Below are 14679 nucleotides of genomic sequence, written 5' to 3'. Positions count from 1 at the left end.
GCGCCGTAGGGACGACGAAACAACACGGCCGCCTGCGACGCCGCCGAAACTGGACTACACTATCCCGATGCCCCAGCTGGTCGACCTGCTCCAGACCTACGGTGTGCTGATCGTGTTCGGCATCGTCCTTGTCGAACAGTTCGGCCTGCCGATCCCTGCCTTCCCGATCCTGGTGGTGGCGGGCGCGCTCTCGGTCGGCGGCGACGTCAGCTGGCCGTTGGCCATGCTGGCGGCGGTAGGCGCCTGCCTGGTCTGCGACCTGTTCTGGTTCCGCGCCGGACGCTTCTACGGCAAGCGCATCCTGCGCCTGCTATGCAAGATCTCGCTGTCTCCCGATTCCTGCGTCAGCCAGACCGAGGACCGCTTCCGCCGATTCGGCGTGAAGTCGCTGCTGGTCTCGAAATTCATCCCCGGATTCAACACCGTCGCGGCGCCGCTGTCGGGCGCCATCGGCACCGGTACGCGCGCATTCCTCGCATTCTCGGTCGCCGGGACGGCGCTCTGGAGCGGTACCGGCATCCTCCTCGGCATCCTGTTCCATGAGCGTGTCGCAGACCTGCTCGGCCTGCTCGAGGCGATGGGCGGCACGGCGCTGTCCGTCATCGCCGTGTTGCTGGCGCTGTTTGTCGCCGTCAAGTATGCCGAGCGGCGCCGCGCCCGGGCCCGCAGCGCGGTACCGCGCATCGAGATCGGGGAGTTGGCCGCGCTGATCGACGGCGGCCACGATCCGGTCATCATCGACGCCCGCAGCTTGACGGCGCAGGCCCTGGAAGCGGCCATTCCCGGCGCAGTGGTGTTCCAGTCCTGCGCGCCGGACCAGCTGATGGCCACCATCGACAAGGACCGCCACGTCGTCATCTACTGCAGCTGCCCGAACGACGTCACGGCCGCCGAGGTGGCGAAACAGTTCCTGGCCAACGGTTTCCAGCGCGCCCGTCCCCTGAAAGGCGGGCTCGATGCCTGGAACGCCCGGCACCGTCCAAGCCCGGCGTTGGAACCGGCACCGTGCTGATTAAGTAGTTCGACTACTTCATGCGAAAGGCGAGGGCGTTGTAATGGACCTGCAATTTTTCTCGATATGTACCTAAACTACAAAATGTACTTGTAAAAGCGTTACAAAGTTTAGTAAGCTTGGTCATCGTTTCTTCATTTGCAGCAATGACCGCCTTCCCATCCAGCCTGCCATCCCTGTCGCCGCCCCATGCCGGCGGCGCACGCCTGCTCGCCGACATCGGCGGCACCAATGCCCGTTTCACGCTGGAGGTGGGGCCCGGGCGGTTCGAGGCGATCGAAGTCCTGCCCTGTAACGCCTATCCGACGCTGGCCGACGCCGTGCGCGCCTACCTGGCGCTGCCGCGGGTTCAGGTGGCAAATCCCATGCTGCATGCCGGCATCCGCCATGCGGCGATTGCCATCGCCAACCCGGTCGTCGGCGACCAGGTACGCATGACCAACCACCACTGGGCATTCTCGATCGAAGCGCTGCGCCAGGAGTGCGGCTTCGACACGCTGGTGGTCGTGAACGATTTTTCGGCGCTGGCGCGCTCGCTGCCGCATCTCGGCAACCAGAAGCGCCAGGTCGGCGGCGGCGCGCCCGTGCCAGATGCGCCGCTGGGCCTGCTGGGCGCAGGGACCGGCCTGGGCGTGTCCGGTCTGATCCCGGCGCCGGCGCCGGCAGCGGGCGGACAAGCCGCAGGATGGACGGCGCTGCGCAGCGAAGGCGGCCATGTCAGTTTCTCGCCGGTCAACGAGCTCGAAGTCGCCATCCTCCAGTATGCCTGGCGCGAGTTCGAGCACGTCTCGGCCGAGCGCCTGCTGTCGGGCGCCGGCGTGGAACTGATCTACCGCGCGCTCGCGCAGCGCGCCGGCCGTCCCGGTGAGCGCCTCGATGCGCCGGAAATCTCGCGCCGAGCCCTGGCCGGCGAGTGCGCACTGTGCGACGAGGTGCTGGAAGCTTTTTGCGGCATGCTCGGCACGGTCGCCGGCAACCTCGCGGTCACGCTTGGCGCCCAGGGCGGCGTGTATATCGGCGGCGGTATCGTGCCACGCCTGGGCGAGCGCTTCGCGGCCTCGTCTTTCCGCCGCCGCTTCGAGCAGAAGGGGCGCTTCAGCGGCTACCTGGGGCAGGTCCCGACCTATGTCATCACCGCGGACTACCCGGCCTTCCTGGGCGTGTCGGCGATTTTGTCGGAAAAACTGTCGGCGCCTTAACCAAATAAGGCAAATAAGGAACAACCTGCGCCGCGTACGGACGGCGCCTTGTCCGTTTGCGGGTTTTATCGGTTACAATGGCTGTCAATTGCCGGAAACGTTGCCGTCACCCGCTTTTCCTGCCCGTGGCGCGCGTCGCCGGGCAAGCCTCCCGGCGCCGTATGAGCGTGGCGCGCGTTTCACCTGCGATACCAACAGCGATCGCCCGCCTGGCACGCGGGCAGCCCGTGGCCGACGCCAAGTCTGCCACCTTGAACGTCTGTCACTTTATGTCAGCCCGGCGCATCCAGGCCCGGGTCCACGGATTCCAGTTTTTGCGTGCAGTACCTCGCACCGCGGCCCGACGGTCTTGCGGCTGGCAACCGGGTTATTGCCGATGCGTCGGTTTTGTTTTGATGTTCTTTTGCATTCTAAGCGTGACGACACCGCGATATGAATACTGACGAGGCCAAGCGCGTCCTCGAGACCGCCTTGCTGTGTGCGCGCGAGCCGATGACGATCCACGGCATGAAGAAGCTCTTCGCCGAGGTCGACGCCAGCGGCCGCCAGTTGAACCCCGGTGTCGGTAGCGACACGATTAAGATCTTGCTGGAAGAATTGCGCCAGGACTGGCAGGGGCGCGGCATCGAGATCGTCAGCCTGGCTTCCGGCTGGCGCTTCCAGAGCCGGCCCGAGATGAAGCCTTACCTCGACCGCCTGTCGCCCGAGAAGCCGCCGAAGTATTCGCGCGCGACGCTGGAGACGCTGGCGATCATCGCCTACCGCCAGCCGGTCACGCGCGGCGACATCGAAGAGATCCGCGGCGTAGCCGTGAATTCGCAGACGATCAAGATGCTGGAAGACCGCGGCTGGATCGACGTGCTTGGCCACCGCGAAGTGGTGGGGCGTCCGGCGCTGCTGGGCACCACCAAGCAGTTCCTGGACGACCTGGGCCTGGCATCGCTGTCGCAACTGCCGCCGCTGCAGGCGGTCAACGACGGCCCCGACAGCCGCAGCCTCGAGGCGCTGGAAGCGGCGCTGAAGGAAAACTTTGACAAGGCAGACGCCGGCGCGCCTGCACACGACGATACAGACACCGAGACGGGCCTTATGCCTGTCGACGTCACTCTCCTTGACCGGAATTTTGACCATGAGACGGCGGCAGCCGCTGGGCCGGGTCAGCATAATAAAGATACGAACGATGAACCCAACTGAACCGAACGACACCCTGCCTGCGGATGCAGGCGAAGGCGTGGCCGCCGTGCCCGCCAAGCCGAAGCGTACCCGCAAACCCGCCGCTGCCAAGGACGAGGCCCAGCAGCCGGAAGCCGCCGCCAAGCCCGCAGCGAAATCGACCCGTACCCGTACCCGCAAGGTCGCTGATGCCGAGACCCCGGCGGCCCAGGCTGCCGAAGGCGCAGCCGTGAACGAGGTCGCGGGCGGAGTTGCTGCCGACACCGCCGCTGCGCCTGCCCCGAAGGCCCGCAAGCCGCGCGCCGCCAAGGCCGCTCCGGCGCCAGCCGAGGTCCAGCCTGCCGCCGAGGCGCCGGCTGCCGCACCGGTGGTCGAAGCCGCCCAGGGCGAGCAGCGCAAGCCGCGCGGCCCGCGCCAGATGCGCGAGAAGCGCCAGGAGCGTGAAGCGCGCCTGCAGGAGCAGCGCGCCGCCAATCCGGAATCTGCGGAAGCTGCGGAGGCCGCGACCGAAGCGGCCCCGGTCCCGGCCGAGGCAGGACAAGCCCAGCCGGAAGGCAGGCGCGAGCAGCGCGGCCGCGGCCAGCAGAAGCAGCGGGGCCAGCAGGGTGAGCAGCAAGCCCAGCAAGGTCAGGGTGTCAAGCAGCAGGCCCAGGGTGGCAAGCAGCAGGGCAAGCAGCAAAAAGGCAAGCTGCAAGGCAAGCAGGGCGGGAAGCAGCAGGGCGGCAAGGGTAATGATGCCGACGCCGTGTTCTCGTTCGTCACCTCGGACGATTTCGACGCCAACGATGGCGGCCGTGGCAAGGGCCCGGCCAAGCCCGTGCGCCGCGACCTGACCGCCGAAGACGACGCGCCGAAGCTGCACAAGGTGCTGGCCGAAGCCGGCCTGGGATCGCGCCGCGACATGGAAGAGCTGATCATCGCCGGCCGGGTGTCGGTCAATGGCGAGCCGGCCCACATCGGCCAGCGCATCCTGCCGACCGACGCGGTGCGCATCAACGGCAAGCTGATCCAGCGGAAGGTGAACAACAACAAGCCGCCGCGCGTGCTGGTGTACCACAAGCCGGCCGGCGAAATCGTCAGCCACGACGATCCGGAAGGCCGCCCGTCGGTGTTCGACCGCCTGCCGACCATGAAGGCCGGCAAGTGGCTGGCCGTGGGTCGTCTCGACTTCAACACCGAGGGCCTGCTGCTGTTCACGACCTCGGGCGACCTCGCGAACCGCCTGATGCACCCGCGCTACAACATCGACCGCGAATACGCGGTGCGTACGCTCGGCGAGCTGGAAGAAGGCATGCGCCAGAAGCTGCTGGCCGGCGTGGAGCTGGAAGACGGCCTGGCTTCGTTCTCGAAGATCCAGGACGGCGGCGGCGAAGGCATCAACAAGTGGTACCGCGTGGTGATCGGCGAAGGCCGCAACCGCGAAGTGCGCCGCATGTTCGAGGCGGTCGGCCTGACCGTCTCGCGCCTGATCCGTACCCGCTATGGCGCCATGACCCTGCCCACCGGCCTGAAGCGCGGCCGCTGGGAAGAACTGCAGGAGAACGACGTGCGCGCGCTGCTCGCGGCGTTCGGCGTGGAGAAGAAGGGTGGTGGCGCGGGAAGCGAGCACGGCGCGGGCAAGGGCAAGGCCGGCGCCAAGGGCGGGCGTGACGACGCGCGCCGTTCGGACGGCAACCGCATCGACCGCGCCGACGCTAACCGCAATGTCGATCCGTTCGGCCCACCGGTGGTGCGTGTCGGCACCGGCCGCCCGCAAGGCCCGGCCGTGCCGGGCGGACGTGCGCAAGGGCAGGGTCCGCAGGGTGCGGCGAAGAAGGGTCGCAGCGAGGGTCGCGGCGGCAATGCCGCCCCCTTTGGCGCCAAGCAGAGCAACCGCCCGCGCCAGCCGGACCCGCTGCAGACCACCTTCGGTTTTGCCGGCACCGGCGGTGGACGCCGCGGCGGCCAGGGTCCGCGCGGTTCCGAACACGGCCTGCCGCGCCGCGGACGCCGCGGCTGAGCGGATTCTCCTGCGAGGCCGGGCAAGAATTTCCCGCGCCTCCCGGGCACGCGATGCAGCAATGCCGTAAAATGGCGGCCATGCCCCGCTATGGTCATCCTGCCAACTGTTGCTTTTCACTTCATTTGCCAAGCCATTTTTGGTCCGGCGATTGCGAGGGAAGCAGGATGGCTGTATAATTTGCAGCCTAATCAAAGTTCTTCCCAGTATTTACTTGGTGCAAGTGCTTTCATCTGGTTGGGTTGTGAATACAAAAAGATGGGCAGATGCCCATTTTTTTTTTGGTAAATCGTTTTAAAGCCCTGGAGAAGTGACGTGCAGCAGTTTGAATTAATCGCCAAGACAGTAGCCGGCCTCGGCTACGAACTCGTCGACGTCGAACGGGGTGAGCGCGGGATCCTGCGCGTCTATATCGATTTTCCGGCGGACGTCGTGGAAGAGAAGGGCCCGATCACGGTCGAGGACTGCGCCACGGTGAGCCACCAGTTGTCGCACGTTCTCACCGTCGAGAACGTGGACTACGAACGGTTGGAGATTTCGTCGCCGGGCCTCGATCGCCCGGTGCGGACCCTGGCCGACTTTGCGCGTTTCGCCGGGCACGAGTGCACGGTCAAGCTGCGCGTCGCGATGCCGGGCACCGCGAACAGGAAGACCTTCACGGGCATCCTGCGCGGCGTCGAGGGCGACAAGGTCGGTCTGGAATTTGAAAATAAAGATGGCGCAGCGTTGTTGGAATTTACGCTGGCCGAATTGGACAAGGCACGTCTGGTGCCACAGGTGGATTTTAGGAGTCGCAAAGCATGAGTCGCGAAATTTTGTTACTGGTGGATGCGCTCGCGCGCGAAAAGAACGTCGATAAGGAAGTGGTTTTCGGAGCGCTCGAATTCGCGCTCGCGCAAGCCACGAAAAAACGCTATGAAGGCGATGTCGACATTCGCGTGGCGATCGACCGCGACACCGGCGAATTCGAGACCTTCCGCCGCTGGCACGTCGTTCCCGACGAGGCCGGCCTGCAGCTGCCCGACCAGGAAATCCTGCACTTCGAAGCCAAGGAACAGATTCCGGACATCGAAGTGGACGAGTACATCGAAGACCCGATCGAATCGGTCGAGTTCGGCCGCCGCTTCGCACAGGATACCAAGCAGGTCGTGCTGCAGCGCGTGCGCGATGCCGAGCGCGAGCAGATCCTGCAGGACTTCCTCGAGCGCGGCGATTCGCTCGTGACCGGCACCATCAAGCGCATGGAGCGCGGCGATGCGATCGTCGAGTCGGGCAAGATCGAAGCGCGCCTGCCGCGCGACCAGATGATCCCGAAGGAAAACCTGCGCATCGGCGACCGCGTCCGTGCCTACATCCTGCGCGTGGACCGCAACATGCGCGGCCCGCAGGTGATCCTGTCGCGCACCGCGCCGGAATTCATCATGAAGCTGTTCGAGCTGGAAGTGCCGGAAATCGAGCAGGGTCTCCTGCAGATCAAGTCGGCTGCCCGTGATGCCGGCGTGCGCGCCAAGATCGCGGTGTACACCGCCGACAAGCGCATCGATCCGATCGGCACCTGCGTCGGCATGCGCGGCTCGCGCGTGCAGGCCGTGACCGGCGAGCTGGGCGGCGAGCGCGTGGACATCGTGCTGTGGTCGGACGATCCGGCCCAGTTCGTCATCGGCGCGCTGGCCCCGGCCAACGTCTCGTCGATCATGGTCGACGAGGAAAAGCACGCCATGGACGTGGTGGTCGACGAAGAGAACCTGGCAATCGCGATCGGCCGTTCGGGCCAGAACGTGCGCCTGGCCTCGGAACTGACCGGCTGGAAGATCAACATCATGACGGCCGAGGAATCGGCCAACAAGGTGGCCCAGGAAACGGCGGCAATCCGTACGCTGTTCATGGAAAAGCTGGACGTCGACCAGGAAGTGGCGGACATCCTGGTGGAAGAGGGCTTCTCGAGCCTTGAAGAAATCGCTTACGTACCTATTTCCGAGATGCTGGAAATCGAATCGTTCGACGAAGACACCGTCAACGAACTGCGCACCCGTGCCCGCGACGCACTGGTGACCGAAGCGATCGCTTCCGAGGAAGGCCTCGAGGGCATGGAAGAAGCCCTTGTCAACCTGGAAGGCATGGACCGCACCACCGCGGGCAAGCTCGGCCTGGCTGGCATCAAGACGGTCGAAGCATTCGCGGCACTCGCCTACGACGAATTCGGCGCCATCCTGGCGTTGCCGTCCGACCGTGCCCGCGACCTGATCAAGAACGAATTTAATGATGTGACCGACGAAGAGATGAAGCTGGTCGACAGCAAGTACGATGACCGCGCCAAGGCGCTGCAGGCGAAAGCCTGGAGCCTGGCAGAAACGGCCAAGGCGTAATTTGCAAATCTTTATCATCTCAGCGACACATAGAAAAGAGGACTGAATGGCGAGTAACAACGTAGCCCAATTTGCCACCGAACTGAAGATGCCCGCAGACCTGCTGCTGACACAGCTGCGCTCGGCCGGCGTCGAAAAAAGTTCGACGTCAGATCCCTTGTCAAAAGATGATAAGGATAAGCTGCTGAACCACCTGCGCCGTACCCACGGCGCCACCGAAACCGGTGAGAAGAAGAAGATCACGGTGACCCGCAAGGAAACCACCGAGATCAAGCAAGCCGATTCGAGCGGCAAATCGCGCACCATCCAGGTGGAAGTGCGCAAGAAGCGCACCTTCGTCCAGCGTGATGACCTCGTCACCACGCCGAAGGCTGCTGCGCCGGTGGTCGATGCCGCCGAGCAGGCACGTCGCGACGAAGAGGCGCGCCGCCAGGCCGAGCTGATCGCCCGCCAGGAAGCGGACCTGCGTGAAAAGCAGGAGCGCCTGGCCAAGCTCGAGGAAGAAAAGGCTGCCCAGGCCAAGGCTGCCGAAGAGCAGGCCAAGCGCGAAGCCGAAGAACAGGCCAAGCGCGACGCCGCCGCCAAGGCCGCCGCTGCGGCGCCGGCTCCGGCTGCTGTGCCGGCTGCTGCGCCGAATGCCGCGAATGCCGCTGCCGAAGAGAAGGCCAAGCGCGACGCCGAGGAAGCCAAGAAGCGTGCCGAGGACGCCGCCCGCGAAGCGGCCGAACGCGCTGCCGCCACCGAGCGCGCACGCAAGGCCGTGGCCGACGAAGTGGCCCAGATCAAGGCCATGATGAGCCAGCCGCGCCGCGTCATCAAGGCGCCGGAACCGGTCGCCAAGCCGGCGGCGCCTGCGGCACCGGCCGGTACCCTGCACAAGCCCGCGGCCACCGACAAGAAGCCGGTCGAAGCCAAGAAGGACGATGCCAAGAAGCCGGGCGACAAGAAGTCGATCAAGTCGGCCAACGTGTCCTCGACCTGGTCGGACGACGCCAAGAAGCGCGGGGCGCCGGGCGGCAACAAGGGCCGTGGCGGTCCGGGCGCGAGCACCGGCCGTGACGGCTGGCGCAGCGGTGGCCGCAGCGGCGGACGCCGTTCGCACAGCGATGACCGCGAAACCAACTTCCAGGCGCCGACCGAGGCGATCGTCAAGGACGTGCACGTGCCGGAAACCATCACCGTCGCCGAACTGGCGCACAAGATGTCGGTGAAGGCGTCGGAAGTCATCAAGCAGCTGATGAAGCTGGGCCAGATGTGCACCATCAACCAGGTGCTGGACCAGGAAACCGCGATGATCGTGGTGGAAGAGATGGGCCACAAGGCCTTCGCCGCCGCCGTGGACGATCCGGAAGCGATCCTGGCCGACCAGGGCGAGCACGCCGAGTTCGAGGCCAAGCCGCGCGCGCCGGTCGTGACCGTCATGGGCCACGTCGACCACGGCAAGACCTCGCTGCTGGACTACATCCGCCGCGCGAAAGTGGCTGCGGGCGAGGCCGGCGGCATTACCCAGCACATCGGTGCATACCACGTGGACACCCCGCGCGGCATGGTCACCTTCCTGGATACCCCGGGCCACGAGGCGTTCACCGCGATGCGTGCCCGCGGCGCGAAAGCGACCGACATCGTCATCCTGGTGGTGGCGGCGGACGACGGCGTGATGCCGCAGACCAAGGAAGCGATCGCCCACGCGAAAGCCGCCGGCGTGCCGCTGGTGGTGGCGATCAACAAGATCGACAAGCCGGGCGCCAACACCGACCGCGTCACCCAGGAACTGGTGGCCGAAGGCGTGGTGCCGGAAGAATACGGCGGCGATTCGCCGTTCGTCCCGGTGTCGGCCAAGGTCGGTACGGGTATCGACGACCTGCTGGAGCAGGTGCTGCTGCAGGCCGAGGTGCTGGAACTGACCGCGCCTAGCGAAGCGCCGGCACGCGGCCTGGTGGTCGAAGCGCGCCTGGACAAGGGCCGCGGCCCGGTGGCGACGATCCTGGTGCAGTCGGGTACCCTCAAGCGCGGCGACGTCGTGCTGGCGGGTTCCTCGTTCGGCCGCGTCCGTGCGATGCTCGACGAAAACGGCAAGTCGGTGACCGAAGCCGGTCCGTCGATTCCGGTCGAGATCCAGGGCCTGACCGAAGTGCCGAGCGCCGGTGAGGAAGCGATGGTCATGGCGGACGAGCGCAAGGCGCGCGAGATTGCCCTGTTCCGTCAGGGTAAGTTCCGCGACGTCAAGCTGGCGAAGCAGCAGGCCGCCAAGCTGGAGAACATGTTCGACCAGATGGCCGAAGGCGAAGTCAAGAACCTGCCGCTCATCGTCAAGACCGACGTGCAGGGTTCGCAGGAAGCGCTGGTGGGTTCGCTGCAGAAGCTGTCGACCTCGGAAGTGCGCGTCCAGATCGTCCACGCGGCGGTCGGCGGCATCACCGAATCGGACGTCAACCTGGCGACCGCCTCAAAAGCGGTCATCATCGGCTTCAATGCGAGGGCCGACGCCCAGGCGCGCAAGCTGGCCGAAGCCAACGGTGTCGACATCCGTTACTACAGCATCATTTACGATGCGATCGACGAGATCAAGACCGCACTGTCGGGCATGCTGGCGCCGGAGAAGCGCGAGACCATCACCGGCCAGGTCGAGATTCGCCAGGTCATCCTGGTCTCGAAGGTCGGCGCGATTGCGGGCTGCCTGGTCACCGACGGCGTGGTCAAGCGTACCTCTTCGGTCCGCCTGCTGCGCAACAACATCGTCGTGTGGACCGGCGAGATCGACTCGCTCAAGCGCTTCAAGGACGATGCGAAGGAAGTGCGCGCCGGCCTCGAGTGCGGCCTGTCGCTGAAGAACTACAACGACATCCAGGTTGGCGACACCCTGGAAGTGTTCGAAGTCACGGAAGTGGCGCGTACGCTGTAATTCCGGCACTTGGCGTACCATGAGGGCCAGGACGCTTCGCGGCGAATGCCGCGAGGGGCCTGGCCCTTGTTTTTTAGGGGCCGAGTAAAGGTGGAACATTAGTTCGCCCATGCCTTGGCCGACAGCCTTGAGACCGTCGTTCCGGCGAAGGCCGGAACCCAATTTCGTCCCGCTGCCACAGTCCCCGACCGCAGGTGGCCCGCACGCAAAATTGGATCCCGGCCTGCGCCGGGATGACGTGCGAAGGGAGGAGGTCGGGTGAACCTGGCCACAGATCGCCCGGCGACATCAAAAGAACAACACATAAAGCACCATCATGGCAAAACACAGCAAAAGCATCCCCCAACGCGGCCTGCGCGTCGCCGACCAGATCCAGAAAGACCTGTCGGAACTGATCGCCTTCGAACTGAAGGACCCGCGCGTCGGCATGGTCACCATCAGCGAAGTCCAGCTGACCCCGGACTACGCCCACGCCAAGGTCTACTTCACCCTGCTCAAGGACAGCAAGGAAGAAGTGAAGCAGACCCTCGACGGCCTGTCGAAGGCGGCCGGTTACCTGCGCAACCAGCTCGGCAAGCGCCTGCACATCCACACGCTGCCGCAGCTGCACTTCGTGCACGACACCTCGACCACCCGCGGCCTGGCCATGTCGGCGCTGATCGACCAGGCCAACGCGGTGCGCGCGGCGGACTTCGGCCAGGACGCGCCGAACACCGACACGGACGCGGATTCGGAGTGAACGCCCGCCCGCCCAAGAAGCCGCGCGACCCCGTCGATGGCGTGCTGCTGCTCGACAAGCCGGTCGGCCTGTCCTCGAACGACGCGCTGCTCAAGGCCAAGCGCGTGTTCAACGCCAAGAAGGCCGGCCACACCGGCACGCTCGACCCGTTCGCCACCGGCCTGCTGCCGCTGTGCTTCGGCGAAGCCACCAAGTTCTCGCAGGACCTGCTGGAAGCCGACAAGACCTACGAAGCGACCGTCCACCTCGGCATCATGACCACGACCGGCGATACCGAGGGCGAGGTCATCGAGCAGCGCGAGGTGGACGCTACCCTGGAGCACATCGAAGCGGCGCTGGCGCGCTTTCGCGGCCCGATCCTGCAGGTCCCGCCGATGTATTCCGCGCTCAAGCGCGACGGCAAGGCGCTGTACGAGTACGCGCGCGAAGGCATCACACTCGAGCGCGAAGCCCGGTCGGTGACGATCCACGCTTTGTCCCTGGTGGAATACGCCGCGCCTTACCTGAAGATCCTGGTCACCTGCAGCAAGGGCACCTACGTGCGCGTGCTGGGCGAGGATATCGGCGCGGCGCTCGGCTGTGGCGCCCACCTGAACGCGCTGCGCCGGGTGCAGGTCGGGGCGCTGACAACCGACAGGATGATCACCCTCGAGGAACTGCAGGCGCATCCGGATCCGCACACGCTGCTAGCGCCCGTCGATGCGCTGCTGTCGAGCTTTCCCTCGGTCGAGCTCACGCCGGAGCTGGCGAAGCGCTTCCTGAACGGCCAGCGCCTGGCGCTCGGCAAGGAATCGGTGATGGTCCCGGTCGAACTGGGCAGGGTGCGCGTCTACCACGACGGCAAGCTGCTGGGCACGGCGAACCTGCAGGAATACGCGATCCTGGCGCCGGAACGGCTGATCGCGACAGCCCAGTAAGCGCTCGCCGCGCGCCGCCGGAAACGGGATGAAGAACGCACACATGGGGCCCGCCGCGGCGGGTCTTGAAAACCGCTACTGCGTCCCCATCTTGTTTTTCGTCCCGGAATGGGCAGCCCCGAGCTGCCTGGCGGCGTCCGGACTGTCATCATCCTTCAATATCCCGCCGCTACACTCGCAGGCATCATCCGGCCCCTGAACCGGTCCGCCGGCGGCAAATCGTTTAAAAAAACCGCGCCTTTCCCCCTTCGCTGCAACGCAGCAAGCGCGATAAGCATGCTATAGTAGCGGGTTACGGAAATCGGTAATGCGCCGCATCGTCACCGCTTCCATCCATCACGCAACATTCACTGTTGAAAACACACATGTCAGACACCAAACGCGCGATTCGTAATATCGCAATCATCGCCCACGTTGACCACGGCAAGACCACCCTGGTGGACCAGCTGCTGCGCCAATCGGGCACCTTCCGTGAAAACCAGGCGGTGGACACCCGCGTGATGGACTCGAACGACCTCGAAAAGGAACGCGGCATCACGATTCTGTCGAAGAATTGCGCGGTCGAGTACGAAGGCACCCACATCAACATCGTCGACACCCCGGGCCACGCCGACTTCGGCGGCGAAGTCGAGCGCGTGCTGTCGATGGTGGACTCGGTGCTGCTGCTGGTCGACGCCCAGGAAGGCCCGATGCCGCAGACCCGTTTCGTGACCCGCAAGGCGCTGGCCCTGGGCCTGAAGCCGATCGTCGTGGTCAACAAGATCGACCGTCCGGGCGCGCGCGCCGACTGGGCGATCAACCAGACTTTCGAACTGTTCGACAAGCTGGGCGCAACCGACGAGCAGCTGGACTTCCCGATCGTCTACGCCTCGGGCCTGAATGGCTACGCCGGCATGGACGAAAGCGTGCGCGGCGGCGACATGAAGCCGCTGTTCGACGCGATCCTGAAATACGTGCCGGTGCGTGACGACAACCCGGACGGCCCGCTGCAGATGCAGATCACCTCGCTGGACTACTCGTCCTACGTCGGCAAGATCGGCATCGGCCGCATCAACCGCGGCCGCGTCAAGCCGGGCATGGACGTGCTGGTCGTGAACGGCCAGGATGACAAGAACCCCATCAAGGGCCGCATCAACCAGGTGCTGAACTTCAAGGGCCTGGAGCGCGTGCAGGTGGAAGAAGCCGTCGCCGGCGACATCGTGCTGATCAATGGTATCGAAGACATCGGCATCGGCGTGACCGTGACCGCCGTGGATACCCCGGAAGCGCTGCCGATGCTGACCGTCGACGAGCCGACCCTGACCATGAACTTCATGGTCAACACCTCGCCGCTGGCCGGCCGCGAAGGCAAGTTCGTCACCAGCCGCCAACTGCGTGAGCGCCTGGAGCGTGAGCTCAAGGCCAACGTGGCGCTGCGCGTGCTGCCGACCGACGACGACACCGTGTTTGAAGTGTCCGGCCGTGGTGAACTGCACCTGACCATCCTGCTGGAAAACATGCGCCGCGAAGGCTTCGAGCTCGCGGTGTCGCGTCCGCGTGTGGTGTTCAAGGAAATCGACGGCGTCAAGTGCGAGCCGTACGAGAACCTCACCGTCGACGTCGAAGAAGTGAACCAGGGCGGCGTGATGGAAGAACTGGGCCGCCGCCGTGGCGACCTGCAGAACATGGAATCGGATGGCAAGGGCCGTGTGCGCCTCGAGTACCTGATCCCGGCGCGTGGCCTGATCGGCTTCCAGGGCGAATTCATGACCCTGACCCGCGGCACCGGCCTGATGAGCCACGTGTTCCACGAGTACGCACCGGTCGACAACACGAAGGGCGACCTTGCCGGACGCCGCAACGGCGTACTGATCTCGCAGGACGACGGCGCTGCCGTGGCCTACGCGATCTGGAAGCTGCAGGACCGCGGCCGCATGTTCGTCGAGCACAACACCCCGGTGTACGAAGGCATGATCATCGGCATCCACTCGCGCGATAACGACCTGGTCGTCAACCCGATCAAGGGCAAGCAGCTGACCAACGTGCGTTCGTCGGGTACCGACGAAGCCGTGCGTCTGGTGCCGCCGATCCAGATGTCGCTGGAATACGCCGTCGAGTTCATCGAGGACGACGAACTGGTCGAGATCACGCCGAAGTCGATTCGCCTGCGCAAGCGCTTCCTGAAGGAGCACGAGCGCAAGAAGGCCAGCCGGGAAGGCGCGTAAGCGAGCCCGGCACCCCGGTGCGATGAAAAACCGCTGCTTGCAGCGTAATGCCGTTCAGTTAAGGTAGCTTCTTGACCTTCCGGACAGCATAACGCTTCGGCGTTGCCTTGACGGCCCGGTCGCATTTGCGGCCGGGCCGTTCGTCTTTCAGAAGGCTAACCAGCCTTT

The 14679-nt window shown here is 65.2% G+C and carries 10 protein-coding genes; all 10 read left to right on the top strand.

Annotated elements, in window-relative coordinates:
• Positions 1-67 precede the first annotated feature (67 nt).
• The gene (locus ACFFJK_RS04255) at positions 68-1012 is read left to right on the top strand and encodes a rhodanese-like domain-containing protein (RefSeq protein ID WP_379677874.1); all 945 of its coding nucleotides are present in this window, start codon (positions 68-70) and stop codon (positions 1010-1012) included.
• A gap of 146 nt (positions 1013-1158) precedes the next feature.
• A complete protein-coding gene (locus ACFFJK_RS04250) occupies positions 1159-2211 on the top strand; it encodes a glucokinase (protein WP_379677873.1) in 1053 nt (350 codons plus the stop codon).
• Between the two features lie 432 nt (positions 2212-2643).
• Positions 2644-3405, top strand: coding sequence for an SMC-Scp complex subunit ScpB (gene scpB, locus ACFFJK_RS04245; RefSeq protein WP_379677872.1), 762 nt, complete (start codon positions 2644-2646; stop codon positions 3403-3405).
• A complete protein-coding gene (gene rluB / locus ACFFJK_RS04240) occupies positions 3392-5383 on the top strand; it encodes a 23S rRNA pseudouridine(2605) synthase RluB (RefSeq protein WP_379677871.1) in 1992 nt (663 codons plus the stop codon). The genes scpB and rluB overlap by 14 nt, the downstream gene beginning before the upstream one ends.
• A 315-nt stretch (positions 5384-5698) precedes the next feature.
• Complete coding sequence (gene rimP / locus ACFFJK_RS04235) at positions 5699-6187, top strand: ribosome maturation factor RimP (RefSeq protein ID WP_379677870.1); 489 nt, start codon at positions 5699-5701, stop codon at positions 6185-6187.
• Positions 6184-7749 (top strand): transcription termination factor NusA, encoded by a 1566-nt coding sequence (gene nusA / locus ACFFJK_RS04230; RefSeq protein ID WP_379677869.1) that lies wholly within the window; start codon positions 6184-6186, stop codon positions 7747-7749. The genes rimP and nusA overlap by 4 nt, the downstream gene beginning before the upstream one ends.
• A gap of 46 nt (positions 7750-7795) precedes the next feature.
• The gene (infB, locus tag ACFFJK_RS04225) at positions 7796-10651 is read left to right on the top strand and encodes a translation initiation factor IF-2 (RefSeq protein WP_379677867.1); all 2856 of its coding nucleotides are present in this window, start codon (positions 7796-7798) and stop codon (positions 10649-10651) included.
• Positions 10652-10967: 316 nt separating this feature from the next.
• The gene (gene rbfA, locus ACFFJK_RS04220) at positions 10968-11390 is read left to right on the top strand and encodes a 30S ribosome-binding factor RbfA (protein ID WP_379677866.1); all 423 of its coding nucleotides are present in this window, start codon (positions 10968-10970) and stop codon (positions 11388-11390) included.
• Positions 11387-12307 carry a tRNA pseudouridine(55) synthase TruB gene (truB, locus tag ACFFJK_RS04215; RefSeq protein WP_379677865.1) on the top strand — a complete coding sequence of 307 codons (921 nt, stop codon included), beginning with the start codon at positions 11387-11389 and terminating at the stop codon, positions 12305-12307. Before rbfA ends, truB begins: the two co-directional genes overlap by 4 nt.
• 365 nt (positions 12308-12672) lie before the next feature.
• Positions 12673-14511: a translational GTPase TypA gene (gene typA, locus ACFFJK_RS04210; protein ID WP_379677864.1), complete on the top strand. Its 1839-nt coding sequence runs from the start codon at positions 12673-12675 to the stop codon at positions 14509-14511.
• Positions 14512-14679: the final 168 nt, after the last annotated feature.

The sequence above is a fragment of the Massilia consociata genome (assembly GCF_042432755.1).
Taxonomy (GTDB): Bacteria; Pseudomonadota; Gammaproteobacteria; order Burkholderiales; family Burkholderiaceae_D; genus Telluria; species Telluria consociata.
The sequence above is the reverse complement of the archived record's forward strand: the minus strand, read 5'-3'. Positions and strand labels throughout refer to the sequence as shown.

Coding starts and splice junctions, on each gene's coding strand:
- ACFFJK_RS04255 (WP_379677874.1), top strand. CDS start 68: ATGCCCCAGCTGGTCGACCTGCTCCAGACCTACGGTGTGCTGATCGTG.
- ACFFJK_RS04250 (WP_379677873.1), top strand. CDS start 1,159: ATGACCGCCTTCCCATCCAGCCTGCCATCCCTGTCGCCGCCCCATGCC.
- scpB (WP_379677872.1), top strand. CDS start 2,644: ATGAATACTGACGAGGCCAAGCGCGTCCTCGAGACCGCCTTGCTGTGT.
- rluB (WP_379677871.1), top strand. CDS start 3,392: ATGAACCCAACTGAACCGAACGACACCCTGCCTGCGGATGCAGGCGAA.
- nusA (WP_379677869.1), top strand. CDS start 6,184: ATGAGTCGCGAAATTTTGTTACTGGTGGATGCGCTCGCGCGCGAAAAG.
- infB (WP_379677867.1), top strand. CDS start 7,796: ATGGCGAGTAACAACGTAGCCCAATTTGCCACCGAACTGAAGATGCCC.
- rbfA (WP_379677866.1), top strand. CDS start 10,968: ATGGCAAAACACAGCAAAAGCATCCCCCAACGCGGCCTGCGCGTCGCC.
- typA (WP_379677864.1), top strand. CDS start 12,673: ATGTCAGACACCAAACGCGCGATTCGTAATATCGCAATCATCGCCCAC.